Raw genomic sequence first — 17,224 nt, forward strand, 5'->3', positions numbered from 1 at the left:
ATTGGCCGGCACGGTCACAAAAATGCGCCGGCTGTCGCGATCACGCTGGGCGCGGCCCTGCCGGAGCGCGTCGTGGGCGGCTTCTTTCCGGGTCGCCCGCCAAGGGCCGACCTGCTTGCCGCACCAAGCGTAGGCGTATTGAGTTACCGTCCGCATCAGTTGAGCGCCTCGCGAAGCCACTCTCCTTCCGCTTCTTCGAGCGCATCGTGAAGTTCCCAGCTCGCCTCGTCCTGATTGAGTCGCTTCGACAAATCCAACGGTGTCGAGAGTTTCCCGCCACGAGGATCGTTGCGCACCGCGCGGGAGAGATCGCCGACGCTATCCTTGCGGGTATGCTGTCCTCGCAGCCAAGTTATGAAGTTGGTGGGGACGGTAGTTGCCATGATCCATTCTCCTTTCGATCACCTTTCAGCGTTCGGTCATTTTGACCTTACGCTCGAACACGAGTCGCGATCGAATAGAACAAAATTAGAACATCGGCAATTGAGCCGCATGCCCTAGCGCCCCTAAAGCGGACGGGCATATTCACCAATGACGCGCGCAACGGCGATATGCTGATCCTCTTCCTGCCCGAGATCACGGGCCGTAACGACCTCCTCCCCGTCACCCGTCTCGCGAAGTGAAAATCGCGCCATGATGACGCCGCCATTGACACGGAAGAGATAGTAAGCGCCGTGGATCATCCGCTCTCCTGGGCGATAGTCCTTGCAGAATAGCATCGCGCCCGTGTCAATTCCCAGCGCGTCATTTCGAGTTGGAGAGCGCGCCATCCAGATGCCCGTCGTGTCGCCGAGGCTGGAATATAGCCAGTCCTTGCGCATGCGAGTGGTCGTAATCGGATCGAGTTTTCCCAGCTCGTCAATCTCGTAAGTCGAATATTCGGGAACATCGACCCAATCGGCTTCGTTGGCGTCGATCAAACTGGGCTTCGACGCTGAAATACGGCCGTCGATCAGGAACTCAACGGTGGTTTCCAAGGCTCTCGCGATCTTGACCGCGTTGTCGGCCCTAGAAATGCCTCGCTGCACATAATCGCTGAGCGTGCTGGCGGGAATCCCGGTTTGTGCCGCCAGCCATCCGAAATCTCGCTCCGCCAATAACGCGACAATCCGCTTTCCAACCGAATTTTCGGTTTGAACGGGTTGACGGCGCCGTTTCTTAACTATATCCGAGTTTTCGTTACGAACTTTCGGGCTTACCATAATGTCACTCGCTCAAATGCACCGGGAAGACATCAAGGCCGCACTTCGCAAGAAGTATGGCACGATCCGGCAATTCGAAATCGACCATGACCTTTCGAGGGGCGCGGTTCACGAGGTTCTCCGCAATCGCCGCTGGGCCAGGGTCGAGCGCGCGATTGCCGAGGCTCTCGGTGTCTCCGATTCTCAATCCGAAAAAACGGATAGCAGCCGAATGGCCGGCGCGCACGGTCTAAGTGCGGAGGCCAAATAGGCATGGCCTCGAAACCGAAAGACGCTGCGCCGGTCGTTGACCAGGTGCTGGAGCTGGACCCCGATGCCATCGACGCGTCGGGCCGGATCGGCTTCTTCTTCCCCGAGAAGGCCGAGGCCTATGCCGCGCTGATCCAGCAGGATGGGCAGCGGACGCCGATCACGGTTCGGCGAAACGGCACCCGGGCGAAGCAGCCCTGGACGCTGGTTGCCGGGCGGCATCGGCACGCGGCCTGCGCCATCGCGGGCATCAAGGTTCGGGCGCTGGTCGTCAGCGGCGAGGATGCCGAGCTACGCGCCGTGCAGGCGAGCGAAAATCTCGACCGGCGCGATTTGGTGCCGCTGGAGCGCGCCATGTTCGTCGCCGCCGTAGCCGATGCGGCAAAGGCTCGCCTTCGCGCCCTGCACGGCGGGAAGTCCCAACAGCAAATCGCCGCTGAAATCGGCGCGTCTGAGCGCGCGGTCAAAATGACCGAACGCTCAAACGGGCGTTCCGACATTTTGTCGCAGCGCTCGAACGAAAATGGAGAGGGCCCCGGCATACGTTCGGTCAGAACGACCGAGCGTATGGACAAGGTCCAGTTTACCCCGGTCGAGAAGGCGGACGCCGACGCTGAGCACGCGCGCGAGGCTCTGGCGACGGCCTACCGATGGAGCGATGCCGCCGCCGCCGCGTGCGGCATGGGTGTCGAAAGCCTCAAGCGTTCCCTCCGCATCTTCCGCATCATAGTCGAGCCGAACCGCGACCTGATGGACGCGATCAAGGACCATCCCGTCGCGGCGAACGCGAGCGCGCTGCTCGCGATCTGCGCGAAGGGCAACGACCCGGCGAACGTCCGCGCCATCCTGGAATGGCTGATCGCGCATCCCGAGGCGAGGACAGCGGACGAGGCGATCGTCGCGCTGGAGCTGGCGCCAAGCAAGGGCGGCGGTGCGGCCGCGGCGCCCGACGCCAAGCGGCTGTCGGCCTTTATCGGCACGTTCGGGCGGATGCCGCTCGCGGAGAAGAAGGGCGCGCTGGGCCAGCTGGGCCAGATGCTGCCCGCTGGGTTCGAGATCGTCGAAAAGGGGCAGGCGCCCGTCGGCGACGCGTCCGTCCGCGTGATGCGCGGCGCTCTGCGCGTCGCCGCCGATCTGATCGCCAAGCTGTCGGACGGCGAGCCCGTCGACGACGACGAAATTCGCCAAGCCCGAGAAGCAACCGAGGTCGCGCTGGACCGCGCGGCTCGGCTCGGATCGACCAAGGGAGAGAAGGCATGACCGAGCAATCAGAAGGCTGGCGCGCGGGCGATCTGGCCGTGTGCATCAGCAATATCGGATGGTGGAACGAAACGACCCATGAAGCCGCCGACGGCCCCGAGGCTGAACAGGTGGTGCGGGTGCGCAAGGTCTATGTCGGCATTGCCGAATATGGTCCCGGCGAGCCGGGGCTGGAGTTCGATGAGTGGCCGAACGAGGTCTATCCGGCGCGATCCTTCGACAGGATCAATCCCGACCACACCGCTGCCGATGACGCTGAGATCGTCGCGCTGATCAAGAGCGTGAGCGTGAGGGCGCGGGCATGAGCGCGCACGATCATCTGACCTATCGCGTTCGCATCCTGCCGCATCAGCTTGCCGCCGCGCGGGCGCGGGTGGCGCAGCTGGAGCGCGAGGCGATCCGCTACGGCTTCATCGACCTGCTGGTCCAGGCGCCCGGCGCCGGACGCTACGACCCCGCGTCGATCGTCGACAGCGACCCGGTCATCGGCACCTACGCCGCGCCTGAATGGCGCGAGCTGAGCGAGGATGGGCAGGACTGGGTTGCCGCCATCATTCGCGAGACGCTGGCCCGCGCGGGCCGCACCGACCTTCCCCCTAGCTCCGGCCTTCCCCCTCTCAGCCGGAGCGGCGCCGTGCGTGATTGCCCCACGCACGGCGCCACCCTGGGGGAGCGCTGACATGTCGGCGCACATGATGATCAACCTCGCGTTCGTCGCGGTCGGCTTCGTCGGCCTGTCGGTGATCGTCTGGTCGCTGCTCGACACGCCGGGGAAGGTGTGATGGGCAATCTTCGTCCCGCCCCTGCCGCGCTGACGCCGCCGCGCGTCGACCGGCTACTCGTCGCGCTCGACGCGCGCGACGGCTTGCCGATCCTGCGCACGCTGGGCCTGACGGCCGAGGAGATCGCGGCGATCGGGCGCATCGCCCGCAAGCGCGGCGTGCGGCCGATCGACATTGCGGCGACGCTGCTGCGCGCGGCGCTGGAAGCGGTGGAGCGCGCGGGCTGATGGCGAAGGCACGCGCCTCCAATCAGCTGGCGTTCTCTTTCGAGGCGCCGAAGCCGGCGACGCTCCCCGCGGCGCTGGCCGGGATGGACGCGCGCGTCGCGCGGACGGTCGGCGAGGCGCTGGCCAGCGCGATGGCGAACGGAAAGCCGCGCGAGGTCATCGCGGCGGAAATGGGCGTGCTGCTCAACGAGGCGATCACCGACGACATGCTCAACGCATGGTCGGCGCCCAGCAAGGGCAAGCACAACATCAGCTTCGCCCGCATGTGCGCGCTGATCGCGGTGACCAAGCGGTTCGACCTGCTCGACCGCGAACTGCGCGCCATCGGCGTCGCCGTGCTGCGGGGACCCGAACTCAACACGGCCCGGCTGGGCCACCTGAAAGTCAAGATCGCCGAACTCCAGGCCGAGGCGCGTGGCCTCGAACGCATGGGGCTGGCGCAGCCAATCGAAAGAGGGGGAGAAACATGCTGATCCACGACAAGCTGTGGTTCACCGCGGCCGAGCTGGCCGAGCTGCAACTGGCGGGCCTGCCGAAGCGCAAGCGCGAGATCAATCGGCTGGCGGCGGTGGAGAATTGGGCGGTCGCGGTCAGCGATGCCGGGGCGCCGCTGGCGCGGCGGCATTCGGGCCGGGGCGGCGGCTTCACCTATCACGCGTCGCTGCTCCCCGCCGCGGCGCGCGCCGATCTGGTGCAGAAGGGGCTGACGGGCGGGCAAGCCGCGGTTGAGGCGGGCAATTGCAACGACGCGTCGAACCTGTGGCATTGGCTGGGGCGCCAGCCGGAGAGCGTGCGCGCCGAGGCGCAGCGGCGGACCAGCATCCTGGCCTGCGTCGACATGTTCGAGGCCGCGGGCATGACGCGATCGGCGGCGATCGCGGCGGTCGCCGAGGCCGAGAATATCAGCACCGGCACGCTGTGGAACTGGCTGCGCCTGGTTAGCGGGGTCGCGGTGTCCGAACGGCTCCCTCTGCTCGCCCCGCGGCGCGCGGGCGGCGGCATAGAGGCCGAGGTTGACCCGACGCTATGGCAGGAGCTGCTGTCGGACTATCTGCGCCTGTCCGGCCCCAGCTGGTCGACCTGCTACGAGCGGATCGCCGCCAAGGCGAAAGCGCAAGGGATCGCGCTGCCGCATTCGCGGACGCTGTGGCGCAAGTTCAAGAAGGAAGTGCCGGAGCAGGTCGCGACGCTGCGCCGCAAGGGCGAGGAAGCGTTGCGGGGCATGCTGCCCGCGCAAATCCGATCGGTCGCCGAGTTGCAGGCGATGGACCTCGTCAATATCGACGGCCACCGCTGCGACGTCTTCGTCCGCATGCCCGACGGGCGGATCATCCGCCCGACGATGATCGCGATCCAGGACGTCTATTCGCGCAAGTTCCTTAGCTGGCGTTTCGCCGAAACCGAGGACATGGTCACGGCGCGGCTGGTGTTTGCCGACCTGTTCGCGAAATGGGGCATCCCCAAGGGGCTGCTGACCGACAACGGCCGCGCCTTCGCCTCGAAATGGCTGACGGGCGGCGCGAAGACGCGCTTCCGCTTCAAGGTGCGCGACGAGGACCCGACCGGGCTGCTCGTCGCGCTGGGCATCACGATCCATTGGGCGAAGCCCTATCGCGGCCAGTCGAAGCCGATCGAACGCGGTTTCCGCGATCTGTGCGACGCGATCGCCAAGCATCCGGCGTTCGAGGGCGCCTACACCGGCAACCGCCCCGACGCGAAGCCGGAGAACTACGGTAGCAAGGCGGTCGATTTCGAGACGTTCCAGCAGGTCTGGAACGCGGGGATGGACGCGCACAACCGCAAGCTGGGGCGCCGCAGCGAAATGGCGGGCGGGCGGCTGAGCTTCGATCAGGTGTTCGAGGAAAGCTATGCGCGGGCGGCGATCGGCAAGGCGACCGACGAGCAGCTGCGCATGGCGCTGCTCGCCGCCGATCAGGTTCGCACCGACCGGAAGACGGGCGGAATCAACCTGGCCGGCAACCGCTATTGGGCGCCCGAGCTGAGCGAGATCGCGGGGCAGCTCGTCACGGTTCGCTTCGATCCAGAGCAGCTTCACGCGCCGATCCACGTCTATGACCGCGCGGGCCGGTTCCTGGTCACCGCGCCTTTGTGGGAAGCGACGGGCTTCCTCGACATGGCGGCGGCGAAGAAGCGGCAGCGGCTGGAGCGGAACTGGAAGAAATCGGCGAAGGCGGCGACCGAAGCGCTCGACCTGCTCAGCGCCGACGAACTGGTGGCGCGCCTGCCCGATTACGACGGCGAGGAAGCCGTGCCGAAGCCCGGCGCCGCGCGGATGGTCCGGCACCGCGGCAACACCGTCGCCCAGCTGAAAGCCGTCTCACAAGCCGCTGAGAGGCCGCTGAGCACCCCCCAGGCCGAAGCAACGATCGACCGCTTCGCGCGCGCCGCCGAGCGGCACCTGCGCGCGATCGATTAAGAGGAGAGAGCAAGTGAACAACCCAGAGGATTTTCCGGTCGACGAAGCGGAACTGCGTGAATGGCTGAACGAACGACGGGCCACCACCGGCCTGTCGTGGAAGGCGCTGGCCGAAGAAAGCGGGATTTCCCAAGGCACGCTGTCGACTTGGGGTCCGGGCACCTATGCCGGAAACAGCCAAAATATCGCGAAGAAGGTCTTCAAATACCGACAGATGCTGGACAGCCAGGCGGCGCGCGCCACGGACGCCGCCAACGCAGGGCTCAGCAACGCGCCGACCTATATCCAGACACCGACCGGAGCACGGCTTCGCGGGTTGATGGTCACCGCTCACAGCGGGCAAATGACCTATGCGGCGACCGGGCCGGGCACCGGCAAGACGATGGAGGCGCAGCATTATTGCGCCAGCGCGTCGAACGCCTTCATGGTCACGATGAAGCCGACGACGAAAACGCTGACCGCCATGCTCGGCGAAGTCATCCGCGCTATGGGTGGCCGTTCGGGAACGAGCTGGGCGCGGCAGATGTCGGCGCAGGTGATCGACATGGTGAAGGGGCGCCCCTGCCTGCTGATCGTCGATGAAGCGAATTATCTGGAGTTCGAGGCGCTGGAGGAGCTGCGCGCTTGGCATGATATCGCCGGCCTCGGCATCTGCCTGCTCGGCAATGAGGAACTGCATGCGACGATCCGCGGGTCGGTGCGCACCGGGCGGCACAGCTTTGCGCGCCTGAACCGCCGGATCGCAATGAGCCATGTCCAGGACATGCCGCTCGACGGCGATATCGCCGCCTATCTGGATGCATGGCGCATCGAGAATGCCGAGCAGCGCTCGCTGCTGATGCGCGTCGGGCGCACCGCAGGGACGGGCGGCCTGGGCGAGATCAGCCAGATCATCAGCAATGCGTCGCTACTCGCTCTCGAAGACGGGCAGGCGCTTTCGCACGGCCATCTGCGCGAGGCGATGGCCGCGCGCGCCACAAGCCATCTGCGGCTCGCATCCTGACCTTTCAACCCGAGGAGACTGACATGAACGACATGACCAAAATCGCGAGCGCGCACCCGGCGACGATCGACGTCGGCGGCAAGCCCTATCTGCGCGACGCCAAGGGCAATCTCGTCCCGGTAGAGACGGTGAAGGCGACCGACCTGCTGATGGACGAAACGGTGCGCAAGATCATGGGCTTTGCCCGCGAGCTGTCGGCGCAGATGGGCCGCTTCAAGGGGCACACGTTCGAGGACGTCAACGCGCTCCAGGCGCTGTTCCGGCAGGAATATGACGCGCCGCTGGGCGGGGCGAAGGGCAACATCACCCTGACGACGTTCGACGGGCTGGAAAAGGTGCAGGTGCAGGTCGCCGACCTGATCGAGTTCGGCCCCGAGCTGCAAGCCGCGAAGGCGCTGATCGACGAATGCCTGGTCGACTGGTCGGCCGACAGCCACGCGGCCTTGCGCGCGCTGGTCAGCCGCGTGTTCAGCGTCGAGAAGGAAGGCCATATCAACCGCGCCGAGCTGTTCATGCTGATGCGGTTCGAGATCGACGACGAACGCTGGCAGCGCGCGATGAAGGCGATCCGCGACAGCATCCGCGTCATCGGATCGAAGGCCTATGTCCGCTTCTATGAGCGCGGCGGTGCCGACGAGCCGTGGCAGACGATCAGCATCGACTTGGCGAGGGTGTGATGGGCGCGCGCGTCGTGGCGATCGCGCCGATGATCCGGGGCGGGGCGGCTACCGCATTCCGGTGGCGGCGCCGGCCTTCGGTCCCGGTCTATGCGATCGACCGTCCGAACCGCTGTCCCGACTGCCACGGCGAGGCGTTCTTCGTCGGCGCATCACGGCCGAATGCGCCGGGTGCGGCCTGCCGCTGGTCATCGTCTCGCTGCGGAGGCCGTCGTGAGCGACGTCGCCCGCCTTCGCTATGCGACCAACAGGCCGATCGGCGACGACGGGCTCAACGACAATGAGCGCCGCGTTCTCGACCTGTGGGACGCCTATGTCCCCGCGGCCAAGATCGTGGATCAGACGGGGCTGTCGCGCGAGTTCGTCAGCCAGGTGCTGTCCGAGTTCTCCGTCACGGCGCTGGAGCCGTGGAAGGTCGACGCGGCGCAGGGCTCGGCGGCGCTGGTCGCAGCGCTCACCGCGCGCTTTCCCCATCGCTGCGGCGCCGCGTCGTGACACCGAACCCCGGCCATCTGCCGCCCGACGCGGAAGGCAAGCGTGTGATCGTGCAGCTGGCCGAGGGTTCGATCTGCGGGCGCGAGCCCGTGTCGCCGACCGCGCCGCGCGGCTGGGCGGCGGAAAGCGCCCGGTGGTCGCTGACCGGGCATCCCTTCGACATCGCTTTCTACGAGGTGCTTTGATGACCAGGAAATATGACGGAAGTCGGCCGGTCGGATCGGACGGCCTGCTCCAGAAGGAGCGGGACGTCCTCTCACTCGCGGATCAGGGCCTGAAACCCGACGAGATCATCGCGGCGCGCCCCGATCTTCGGCCCGCCTTCATCCGCGATACGGTCAATCGCTGCAGCTATAGCGGCCGCGAAAGATGGAGCGAAGAGGCGCGCCTGGGAAGCGCCGACCTGCTCAAAGCACTCCGGCGCCATCATCCCGATCGTTGCGGGGTGCCGTCGTGAGCGCGGCGATCAAGCTGATCCATGTCGCGAAGCGCGAGCTGCGGATGGACGAGGACGATTATCGCGCGCTGTTGCTGCGCGCGGGCGGACAGTCGTCGGCGAAGGCGCTGACGCCGGACGGCGCGCAGGCGGTGATCGAGGAAATGAAGCGGCTGGGGTTCAAGCCGGTCAATCGCAACGGCGCGCTGACGGGTCCCTATGCGCCCAAGCTCGTCGCGCTCTGGCTGTCGGCGTGGAACCTGGGCGTGGCGCACAACCGGCACGAACGGGCGCTGATCGCCTTCGCCGAGCGGCAGACGGGGATCAGCCACCTGAACTGGGTTCGCGACCAGCGCGACGCAGCGGCGGTGATCGAGGCGCTCAAGAAATGGATGGCGCGCCCGGTCGATAAGGGAGGGGCCGGGGTCGAATGGCCGAAGGCCGGCGACGCGGACGGCCGCGCCAACAAGGTCGCGGTGATCGCGGCGCAGCATCGGCTGCTCGGCCTGGGCGAGCGCTATGTCGACAGCCCCGCGGTTCGCACCGGCGAGCTGGACGCGATCATCGCAGCGCTGGGCGCGCGGATCAGGGAGGCGAAGTGATGGCGAAAGCGAAACGCGGCCGGCGCGCCGGCTCTTATCGCTGGAAAGTCGCGCCGGGCGGCGAGTTCGACGATCTGGCGGCGATGATCGGCCAAATGAGCGGGCACGTTTTCGAGGGGACGCCGCGCGAAATCATCGGCAGCCGTGAGAATGGCGGCGGGCGCATTCTCGGCCTGAGGGCGACCTATGGCGACGGGGAAACCGTCACGGTGCGCATCCGCAAGGATGGCAGCTGCAGCGTGGCTTTCGGCCTGCGCATGACGACGAAGGGGGGCAAATGAGCACTCCCTGTCCTGCTCGCGCGGCCGCGCTGCGGCGTCATCGCGAGATTTTCGAATATGCGCGCGAACATGGGCTGACGCTGCGCGAAGCCGAGGCCGAGCTGGTGCGCGAGAGCGCGCGGCGGGCGCGGGAGCGGCTGGCGGTGATCCAGCGCTGCGGCCGCGCCGCGGTCGCGCCGGGCGCGCCGATCGGCGCCGAGCCGCCGCAAGGCCCCGCCCCCGAGAATGCCCCCTGGATGATGAGAGATTGACGATGGCGAACGAACCGGTGAACGTAGCTCAGATCACGCTGGCCCATGGGGCGAAGTGGCCTTTCGACGCGCCTGACACTTGGTGGCAGGATGATGGCGAGAACCCGCCGCCGCCGACCGATTGGGCGCACGCCGCAGCACGCGGCGTTCTTTCTGACCTGAACGATCGGCGAGGCATCAAGCAGGGCTTTCTTGGACTGGACGAGGATATCCGCGCCGAAATCGTCTCCAGCTTGGCCGCGATCATCCGCGTTGCCGCCGAGCAGCAGGGGATTGCGTCGGAATGACCGCCCCCCGCGTTTCCGACCATGCCTTGCTGCGCTTCCTCGAACGGGCGGGCGGGCTCGCGGTCGAGCAGCTGCGCGCGCAGCTGGAAACCTCGCTCGACCGGGCGGCGACGGCTGCCGATACCATCGGTGGCGGCGACTATCTGATCGTCGCAGACGGGCTCGCCTATGTCATCCGGTCGGGCACGGTCACCACGGTGATGGACGAAGGCAACCCCGGCGTGCGCGCCCGCATGCTCGATCCTCGGGGGAGCCGCGGCTGACATGAACCTGCCGCCGATCCTGACCGAGATCGCCGAGGTCGCGGGCGAAGACGCCGCGCTGACGATCGCGCGCGTCCGGGGCGGCACGTCGATCTATATTCCGCCCGTCCCGGCCAATGATCATTGGCTTTGCCGCCTGATCGGCCGCGACGAGGCCAAGGCCGTCTGCGCGCACCTGACCCGCGGACAGGGGCGCCCGCGCCGGCTGGAGCTGCCGCTGGGGCCGACGGGGTCGGCGGCGTCGGCACGCGCCCAGGTCGACGAGCTGCTCGGCGCCGACATGTCCGAACGTGACATAGCGCTGCGGACTGGTTACACGATCCGCGGCATCCGCCTGCGCCGCAAGAAGCTCGGCATCAAGCGCAACGACGGCCAGCTCAGCCTCTTCTGACGATCCTCTCGGCGCTTGGCCCGGAATATGTTCCGGGGCGCGATCCTCCCTCCTGACCATTAGCCCGATCCCGACGACGGCGCGCGACAGGCGCGCCTCCTGCGTAGGGAGTGGCCGCGATGGCGGATATCGAAAAGCTGATCGACGCGGTCATCGATCGCGAGGGGCGCTATGTGGACCATCCCGCCGATCGCGGCGGGCCGACGTGCTGGGGTATCACCGAAGAGGTGGCGCGGGCCAATGGCTATGCCGGGCCGATGCGCAGCCTGCCGCGCGACGTCGCGGCGGCGATCTATCGCAGGCTCTATTGGACGAAGCCGGGGTTCGACCGGATTGCCGAGCGCGCGCCGCTGGTCGCGGCCGAGCTGTTCGACACCGGCATCAACATGGGCATCGGGACAGCGGCCGGCTTCCTCCAGCGCGCGCTCAACGCGCTCAACCGGTCGGCGCGCGACTATCCCGATCTGTCCATCGATCGCGCGGTCGGGCCGCGCACGCTTTCGGCGCTCGACGGCTTTCTTAGGACGCGCGGCAAGGCCGGCGAGGCGGTGCTGGTGCGCGCGCTCGATGCGCTCCAGGGCGAGCGCTACATCGCGCTCGCGGAGCAGCGGCCGAGCCAGGAGGCGTTCGTCTATGGCTGGCTCGCCAATCGCCTGGGTAACGCGGAATGAGCTGGGCGGCTGCCTGGACGCTGCTTCGCCGCTTCTGGTGGATCGTGCCGATCGGCGGGCTGCTCGCCTGGGCGCTGATCCTGCGCGCCGAGCTGCGCGGCGCCGAGGCCGACCTTCTGGCCGAGCAGACCGCCCACGGGGCGACCGTCGCCAATTACCGGGCGGCGACCGCGACGGCGCGCATCCTGGACGCGCAGAACAAGCAGCTGACCGAGCAGGTCCAGGCTGCCGAGACGAGGAGAATTTCCGATGCCTTTGACGCGCGTATTGCCGATGCTCGCGCCCGCGCTGCTGCTGTCAGCGTGCGGGCCGAAGCCGCCGCAGCCGATCCCGGCAGTCGCCGAGGCGCGGCAGTGCCCGGCCTTCCCGATCCCGCCCGAGGGGTTGATGGCGCGGCCTGCGAAGCTGGATTTCCTTCCCGCGACGCCCTCGGGACCGGCGACGCCCTGATCGCGACCGAGCAGGCGATCCAGCTCGACGAGCTGATCAACTGGGTCGCGGCGCAGCAGCGCATCTGGGCGGCGACCCAGCAATCCCCACAGCAGAAGGAGCCGAACGGTGACGAATAGTCCCAAGCCCTGGTGGCAGTCGAAAACGATCTGGGGCGCGATCGGCGTCTTCATCATCACCGTGGCCCCCGAGCTGGGGATCGGCGTCAGCAGCGACGACGCGGCCGGGATCGGCGGCGCGGTCAGCAACATCGCGACGGGGGTGTTCGCCCTGTTCGTCATCTTCGGCCGGCTGCGCGCCAAGCAACGGATCGGCGCGACGCCACCGGATGACGCGGCGGGCTGATGCGCCACGCGGGTAACCGCGCGATCGAGCATGCCGAGGCGATGGTCGATCTGGAGCGCGACACGAGGATCGCCGGCATCCGCAAGCATCTGGCCGAACCGGGCCGGGCCGAATGCGGGGATTGCGGCGAGGAGATTTCGAAGGGGCGGCGGGCGGCGATGCCATCGGCCCGCCGCTGCGCAAATTGTGAAGCGCGGCGCGAGCGCGCCGCAAAGCGGGGTTGGTAATGGATTTGCAGCTTTTCACCCAATGGGCCGGCGCGGTCGGCCTTGCCCTGGGCATCATCAACATGGCCTGGAACATGCTGAGCCGCAGCACCAAGGGGATGACCGACCGGCTGGAGAAGCACAGCACCGACCTGAAGGACCATGATCGGCGCATTCAGGCGCTGGAAGGCGAAGCGAAGCACGCGCCGACCGGCGAGCAGGTCACGGAGCTTCGCCTGTCGATCGCCCAGCTCGACGGGCACGTCAAACGGCTGGACGGCACGCTGACCGGCCTCGCTACGACCGTGCGCCGCATGGACGAGTATCTGCGGAGCGAAAAGGCATGAGCTGGAAGGACAAGGTCGCGCTCGATGCGCGCCTGATCATCTTGCGCGAGCTGGCCCAGCAGATGAACGGCACGCTCAATTCGGTGTCGCTGCGCCGCGTGCTCGACGTCTATTTCGTCCGCCCGGTCGAGTGGATCGACACGCAGCTCGTCAAGCTCGCGCAGCTGGAGGCGATCGAACTGACGCGCGCGGGCGATATCGCGATCGCGAAGATCACGCCCGCGGGCCGCGACCATCTGGACGAGCGGTCGATCATCTCGGGCATCACGCCGCCTGCGGAATTTCGCTGAATGAGCGCCGGGGACGACAAGGGGCGGCAGGACGGCCGCGGGCGCCTGTCGTCGATCGACCTGCTGCCCCCCGAGGCGGAGCCCGATATCGTCTGGGCGCTGGATCAGCTGCGCGAGCGCACGAAGCCCGCGAAGATGATCCTGGTCGAGTTCAACGCGCGGCTGGCGGATCGCGGCATCGCGCCGATCACGAAATCGGCCTGGGGGCGCTGGTCGCTCCGTAAGGCGGTCCAGTTCCGCCGTCTCGACGAGGCGCGCCAAATCGCGTCCGAGCTGGTGCCGTCGCTCGGCACCGACGGGCCGGACCATGTCACGATGATGATCGCCGAGATGGTGAAGGTGTCGGCGCTGGAGCTGCTGGAAGGCGGCGAGGTCAGCAGCAAGGGGCTGATGGAGCTGTCGCGCGCCGTATCGTCGGCGGTCGCGGCGCAGAAGGTGTCGGCCGAGCATCGTCGCCAGCTGGAGGCCGAGGTCGAGCAGCGGCTGGCGAAGGCGGCGGCGGCGGTCGCCGAGGTTGGTGCGGCGGCTGGCGTCGGCGTCGACACGCTGAGCAAGATCACGAACCTTCTGACCACCGGACAGGTTTGATGGGCCGCGCGCGCATCATCCCCGCCAACCGCGGCGCGATCTTCCTGCCCTTCCAGTCGCGCTGGATCGAGGACAACAGCCGTCTCAAACTGGCGCGCAAGGGGCGCCAGCTCGGCTTTTCCTGGGCGACCGCCTATGCGGCCGACAAGCGGACGGCCGTGCAGGGCGCCCGCTATGATCAGTGGGTGTCGTCGCGTGACGATATCCAGGCGCGCCTCTTCCTCGAGGACTGCAAGCTGTGGGCGCAAGCGATGGACGTCGCCGCCCGCGATCTGGGCGAAGTGGTGCTCGATCCGAAGGAAAAGCACTCGGCCTATGTGCTGCGCTTTCCCAATGACCGGCGCATTCATTCCATGAGTTCGAACCCCGACGCCCAGGCCGGCAAGCGCGGCGGGCGAATCCTAGACGAGTTCGCGCTTCATCCCGACCCGCGCAAGCTCTGGTCGATCGCCTACCCCGGCATCACCTGGGGCGGTTCGATGGAGGTCATATCGACGCCGCGTGGATCGAAGAATTTCTTCAACACGCTTGTCCGCGAGGTCGAAGAGGGCGGAAACCCCAAGGGCATCAGCATGCACACGGTGACGTTGCAGATGGCCCTGGACGAAGGGCTGCTCTGGAAGCTCCAGCAGAACCTCCCCGCCGATCACGAACTCCAGGACATGACCGAGGCCGAATATTTCGACTTCGTCAAATCCGGCTGCGCCGACGAGGAGAGCTTCCTTCAGGAGTATATGTGCATCGCGGCCGACGACGATGCGGCGTTCCTGGAATATGATCTGATCGCGGCCGCCGAATATGCGGGCGGCACCGACTGGACGCGCTGCGAGGGCGGCGAGCTGTTCGCCGGCGTCGACATCGGCCGCAAGAAGGACCTGACCGTCCTGTGGGTGATCGAGCGCCTCGGCGACGTCTTCTACACCCGCCATATCGAGTGCCTCCAGAACATGACCAAGGCCGACCAAGAGGCGGTCATCTGGCCGTGGATGGAGCGTTGCGCGCGCACTTGCATGGACGCCACCGGCCTCGGCATCGGCTGGGCCGACGACGCGCAGCGCAAGTTCGGTCACTATGCGGTGGAAGCGGTAACCTTCACGCCGCGGGTCAAGGAAGCGCTCGCCTATCCGGTGCGCGCGACGATGGAGGATCGGCGCCTTCGCATCCCCTATGACAAGGCGATCCGGGCCGACCTGCGGTCGGTGACCAAGCAGGTCAGCGCCGCGGGCAATATCCGCTTCACCGCCGAGCGCACGCCAGACGGCCACGCCGACCGCTTCTGGGCGCTCGGCCTCGCGATCCACGCGGCGACCGGCATCGAGGGCGCGCGCTGGCGCCCGCTCCTCGACCAGCCGGCGCCGGCCTCGAAACTAGACCAGGATTGGATACCGGCATGATCGGCCGCCCTTCGACTGCATTCCATGCGCTCAGGACAGGCTTCGTCAAAGCCGTCCGCGCGACGATCGACAATTTCCGGCACGGCGGCACCGCGCCATTCTTTGGCGGTCTGCTGCGGCGGACCCGCTTCGACTATCGCAAGGAGATCGGCGACTGCCTGGACGCGTCGGTGGTCATGGCGCCGGTGCAATGGGTGCAGCGCGCGCTGCCCGAGGCGACGCTGATGGTCCGGCAGCGGAACCGGAAGGGTGCGGTCGATGACCTGCCCGATCACCTGATGCTCGCGCTGATCCAGAGCCCGAACCCCTATTACGGGGATATCGTGCTGTGGTGGGGCTATGTGCTGAGCATGATCCTGGACGGCAATGCCTATTGGCTGATCGTCCGCAACGGCCTCGGCCGGCCCGCCGAGCTTTGGTATATCCCGCATTGGATGCTGGAGCCGAAATGGCCCGCGGACGGCAGCGTCTTCATCTCGCACTATCTCTATTCGCCGGGCGGCGGGGCGGCGTCGATGGAGATCGACCCCGCGGACGTGATCCATTTCCGGCACGGCATCAACCCGCGCAATCCCCGCAAGGGGCTGGCGCCGATCGACAACGCGCTGCGCGAAATCTTCATGGACCTGGAGAGCAGCAATTTCGTGTCGGCGCTGCTCCGCAACATGGGCGTGCCCGGCGTCGTGATCAGCCCCAAGGGCGGCGCGATGCCCAATCCCGCCGACGTCGAGGCGACCAAGACCTACGTGCGGTCGCAGTTCAGCGGCGACGGCCGCGGGAGCCCGCTCGTCCTGGGCGCGCCGACCGAGGTCAGCGCCTTCGGCTTCAATCCCCAGATGATGGACACGGGCGGCGCGCGCGACGTCGCCGAGGAGCGGGTGTGCGCCGCGATCGGCATTCCCGCCGCTGTCGTCGGCTTCGGCGCCGGGCTTCAGCAGACCAAGGTCGGCGCGACGATGGAGCAGCTCGGCAAGCAGGCGTGGCAGAATGGCGTGCTGCCGCTCTGCCGTCTCGCGGCCGACGAGCTGAAGCGGTCGCTTTTGCCGCAGTTCGGAAAGGCCGATGGGCTCGACGTCTTTTTCGACACGTCGGACGTGCCGGCGATGCAGGAGGACGAGGACAAGAAGGCCGATCGCTGGATCAAGATATTCGAAGCGGGCGCGGCGCAGCTCTATGAAGCGCGCCAGGCACTCGGCCTCGATGCCGACGACAGCCATCGTTTCTACCTGCGCAAGATTTCGATGATCGAGGTTCCCGAAAACGGCGAGCGATCCGAGCCCGATGCGACGCCGAAGGGGCGCGGGGCGAAGGGGCGCGCCGCCAGCCAGGACGCCTACCAGCGCGGCGCCGCCTATCTGCTGATGCTTCAGCGGCAGGAAAAGGGGCTGGTAGAGGCGTATAAGAAACCTCTCATTGGCTTCTTCGACCGACTCGGCCGGGCCGCTGTCGAAGCGTCGGCCGAACTCCTCGAGGAGCAGTTCGGAAAGGCGCGGGGGGCGAAGAGCGACGATCTGCTCGTCGACATGATCCTCGACCGGCTGGGCATCCCGAAATGGGCGAGCGATTTGCGGGCGATCTATGAGGCGCAATATCTGGAGATCGGCAAGGCGACCGGGGATGCAGCCGAAGCCGCGGGGCTCGGCGCTTCGCTGCCCGATCAGGTCGCGCAGTCGATCGTCGCGGCGGGCGGGCGGCGGGCCGGGCTTGTCGATCTCGACCGGCAGACGCGCGCCGCGGTGTTCGACGCGCTGGCCGAGGGCCGGGCGGCGGGCGAAGGCGCGGTGCAGCTCGCGGCGCGCATCCTGCCCGCCGTCGCATCGGGACCGTCGCTCGATCCCGAAGTGCGCGCGCTGCGGATCGCGCGGACCGAGGCGAAATATGCGCAGAATATCTCGACGATCGAGCGGGGGCGCGCGGCCGGCGTCTCGTCGTTCATCGTGTTCGACGGCCGGCTCGGGCCGGGCCGGTCGCTGCTCTCGCATATCGCGCGCGACGGCTCGATCGTCGGCATCCAGCAGGCGGTGGTGATGGCCGACGCCGAGCATCCCAACGGCACATTGAGCTTTGCCCCCAATTTCGAAGAGGACTGA

The 17,224-nt window shown here is 67.3% G+C and carries 29 protein-coding genes; 27 read left to right on the forward strand and 2 right to left on the reverse strand.

The window, feature by feature from the left end:
* Window positions 1-155: 155 nt before the first annotated feature.
* Both CD928_RS23115 and CD928_RS17400 read right to left on the reverse strand, forming a co-directional pair.
* Entirely contained in the window at window positions 156-383 is a 228-nt protein-coding gene (locus tag CD928_RS23115; protein ID WP_141237190.1) for a hypothetical protein, read from the reverse strand.
* A gap of 123 nt (window positions 384-506) precedes the next feature.
* Window positions 507-1,202: a helix-turn-helix domain-containing protein gene (locus tag CD928_RS17400; RefSeq protein ID WP_141237191.1), complete on the reverse strand. Its 696-nt coding sequence runs from the start codon at window positions 1,200-1,202 to the stop codon at window positions 507-509.
* A 1-nt stretch (window position 1,203) separates the two neighbouring features.
* Here CD928_RS17400 and CD928_RS17405 point away from each other — a divergent pair, with 1 nt between their 5' ends.
* From CD928_RS17405 to CD928_RS17530, 27 genes are all read left to right on the forward strand, one after another.
* On the forward strand, window positions 1,204-1,452 hold the full coding sequence (locus tag CD928_RS17405) for a helix-turn-helix domain-containing protein (protein WP_095388362.1): 249 nt from the start codon (window positions 1,204-1,206) through the stop codon (window positions 1,450-1,452).
* A gap of 2 nt (window positions 1,453-1,454) precedes the next feature.
* Complete coding sequence (locus CD928_RS17410; protein WP_095388363.1) at window positions 1,455-2,711, forward strand: ParB N-terminal domain-containing protein; 1,257 nt, start codon at window positions 1,455-1,457, stop codon at window positions 2,709-2,711.
* Window positions 2,708-3,016, forward strand: a complete 309-nt coding sequence (locus CD928_RS17415; RefSeq protein WP_095388364.1) for a hypothetical protein — start codon at window positions 2,708-2,710, stop codon at window positions 3,014-3,016. The genes CD928_RS17410 and CD928_RS17415 overlap by 4 nt, the downstream gene beginning before the upstream one ends.
* Window positions 3,013-3,390, forward strand: a complete 378-nt coding sequence (locus tag CD928_RS17420) for a hypothetical protein (protein ID WP_095388365.1) — start codon at window positions 3,013-3,015, stop codon at window positions 3,388-3,390. Before CD928_RS17415 ends, CD928_RS17420 begins: the two co-directional genes overlap by 4 nt.
* A gap of 102 nt (window positions 3,391-3,492) precedes the next feature.
* On the forward strand, window positions 3,493-3,720 hold the full coding sequence (locus tag CD928_RS17425; protein WP_095388366.1) for a hypothetical protein: 228 nt from the start codon (window positions 3,493-3,495) through the stop codon (window positions 3,718-3,720).
* Window positions 3,720-4,193 (forward strand): hypothetical protein, encoded by a 474-nt coding sequence (locus tag CD928_RS23465; RefSeq protein ID WP_176473622.1) that lies wholly within the window; start codon window positions 3,720-3,722, stop codon window positions 4,191-4,193. The genes CD928_RS17425 and CD928_RS23465 overlap by 1 nt, the downstream gene beginning before the upstream one ends.
* Window positions 4,187-6,157 (forward strand): transposase domain-containing protein, encoded by a 1,971-nt coding sequence (locus CD928_RS17435; RefSeq protein WP_176473623.1) that lies wholly within the window; start codon window positions 4,187-4,189, stop codon window positions 6,155-6,157. The genes CD928_RS23465 and CD928_RS17435 overlap by 7 nt, the downstream gene beginning before the upstream one ends.
* Window positions 6,158-6,170: 13 nt before the next feature.
* On the forward strand, window positions 6,171-7,160 hold the full coding sequence (locus CD928_RS17440) for an AAA family ATPase (protein WP_095388369.1): 990 nt from the start codon (window positions 6,171-6,173) through the stop codon (window positions 7,158-7,160).
* A 23-nt stretch (window positions 7,161-7,183) separates the two neighbouring features.
* Window positions 7,184-7,837, forward strand: a complete 654-nt coding sequence (locus CD928_RS17445) for a DUF3164 family protein (RefSeq protein WP_255247229.1) — start codon at window positions 7,184-7,186, stop codon at window positions 7,835-7,837.
* A 213-nt stretch (window positions 7,838-8,050) separates the two neighbouring features.
* Window positions 8,051-8,332, forward strand: a complete 282-nt coding sequence (locus tag CD928_RS17450) for a hypothetical protein (RefSeq protein ID WP_141237192.1) — start codon at window positions 8,051-8,053, stop codon at window positions 8,330-8,332.
* Window positions 8,329-8,517, forward strand: a complete 189-nt coding sequence (locus tag CD928_RS17455; protein ID WP_095388371.1) for a hypothetical protein — start codon at window positions 8,329-8,331, stop codon at window positions 8,515-8,517. The genes CD928_RS17450 and CD928_RS17455 overlap by 4 nt, the downstream gene beginning before the upstream one ends.
* Window positions 8,517-8,789, forward strand: a complete 273-nt coding sequence (locus tag CD928_RS23120) for a hypothetical protein (protein ID WP_141237193.1) — start codon at window positions 8,517-8,519, stop codon at window positions 8,787-8,789. The genes CD928_RS17455 and CD928_RS23120 overlap by 1 nt, the downstream gene beginning before the upstream one ends.
* Window positions 8,786-9,370, forward strand: coding sequence for a regulatory protein GemA (locus CD928_RS17460; RefSeq protein WP_176473624.1), 585 nt, complete (start codon window positions 8,786-8,788; stop codon window positions 9,368-9,370). Before CD928_RS23120 ends, CD928_RS17460 begins: the two co-directional genes overlap by 4 nt.
* The gene (locus CD928_RS17465; protein ID WP_095388373.1) at window positions 9,370-9,651 is read left to right on the forward strand and encodes a hypothetical protein; all 282 of its coding nucleotides are present in this window, start codon (window positions 9,370-9,372) and stop codon (window positions 9,649-9,651) included. The genes CD928_RS17460 and CD928_RS17465 overlap by 1 nt, the downstream gene beginning before the upstream one ends.
* Window positions 9,648-9,902, forward strand: coding sequence for a hypothetical protein (locus CD928_RS17470; RefSeq protein WP_095388374.1), 255 nt, complete (start codon window positions 9,648-9,650; stop codon window positions 9,900-9,902). Before CD928_RS17465 ends, CD928_RS17470 begins: the two co-directional genes overlap by 4 nt.
* A gap of 2 nt (window positions 9,903-9,904) precedes the next feature.
* The gene (locus CD928_RS17475) at window positions 9,905-10,189 is read left to right on the forward strand and encodes a hypothetical protein (protein ID WP_095388375.1); all 285 of its coding nucleotides are present in this window, start codon (window positions 9,905-9,907) and stop codon (window positions 10,187-10,189) included.
* A complete protein-coding gene (locus CD928_RS17480) occupies window positions 10,186-10,452 on the forward strand; it encodes a hypothetical protein (protein ID WP_095388376.1) in 267 nt (88 codons plus the stop codon). The genes CD928_RS17475 and CD928_RS17480 overlap by 4 nt, the downstream gene beginning before the upstream one ends.
* Window position 10,453: 1 nt before the next feature.
* Window positions 10,454-10,843, forward strand: coding sequence for a helix-turn-helix domain-containing protein (locus CD928_RS17485; protein ID WP_095388377.1), 390 nt, complete (start codon window positions 10,454-10,456; stop codon window positions 10,841-10,843).
* 119 nt (window positions 10,844-10,962) lie between these two features.
* Entirely contained in the window at window positions 10,963-11,514 is a 552-nt protein-coding gene (locus tag CD928_RS17490) for a glycoside hydrolase family 108 protein (protein ID WP_095388378.1), read from the forward strand.
* On the forward strand, window positions 11,511-12,083 hold the full coding sequence (locus CD928_RS17495) for a hypothetical protein (protein WP_095388379.1): 573 nt from the start codon (window positions 11,511-11,513) through the stop codon (window positions 12,081-12,083). The genes CD928_RS17490 and CD928_RS17495 overlap by 4 nt, the downstream gene beginning before the upstream one ends.
* Window positions 12,073-12,309, forward strand: a complete 237-nt coding sequence (locus CD928_RS17500) for a hypothetical protein (protein ID WP_095388380.1) — start codon at window positions 12,073-12,075, stop codon at window positions 12,307-12,309. The genes CD928_RS17495 and CD928_RS17500 overlap by 11 nt, the downstream gene beginning before the upstream one ends.
* Window positions 12,309-12,536 (forward strand): TraR/DksA C4-type zinc finger protein, encoded by a 228-nt coding sequence (locus CD928_RS17505; protein ID WP_217983783.1) that lies wholly within the window; start codon window positions 12,309-12,311, stop codon window positions 12,534-12,536. Before CD928_RS17500 ends, CD928_RS17505 begins: the two co-directional genes overlap by 1 nt.
* Window positions 12,536-12,862, forward strand: coding sequence for a DUF2730 family protein (locus tag CD928_RS17510; RefSeq protein ID WP_095388381.1), 327 nt, complete (start codon window positions 12,536-12,538; stop codon window positions 12,860-12,862). The genes CD928_RS17505 and CD928_RS17510 overlap by 1 nt, the downstream gene beginning before the upstream one ends.
* A complete protein-coding gene (locus tag CD928_RS17515; RefSeq protein ID WP_095388382.1) occupies window positions 12,859-13,152 on the forward strand; it encodes a hypothetical protein in 294 nt (97 codons plus the stop codon). The genes CD928_RS17510 and CD928_RS17515 overlap by 4 nt, the downstream gene beginning before the upstream one ends.
* Complete coding sequence (locus tag CD928_RS17520; RefSeq protein WP_095388383.1) at window positions 13,153-13,740, forward strand: phage protein Gp27 family protein; 588 nt, start codon at window positions 13,153-13,155, stop codon at window positions 13,738-13,740.
* Window positions 13,740-15,134: a terminase family protein gene (locus tag CD928_RS17525; protein ID WP_095388384.1), complete on the forward strand. Its 1,395-nt coding sequence runs from the start codon at window positions 13,740-13,742 to the stop codon at window positions 15,132-15,134. The genes CD928_RS17520 and CD928_RS17525 overlap by 1 nt, the downstream gene beginning before the upstream one ends.
* Window positions 15,131-17,224, forward strand: coding sequence for a phage portal protein (locus tag CD928_RS17530; protein WP_095388385.1), 2,094 nt, complete (start codon window positions 15,131-15,133; stop codon window positions 17,222-17,224). The genes CD928_RS17525 and CD928_RS17530 overlap by 4 nt, the downstream gene beginning before the upstream one ends.

The sequence above is a fragment of the Sphingopyxis sp. GW247-27LB genome (assembly GCF_002277025.1).
In the GTDB taxonomy this organism is placed as follows: Bacteria; Pseudomonadota; Alphaproteobacteria; order Sphingomonadales; family Sphingomonadaceae; genus Sphingopyxis.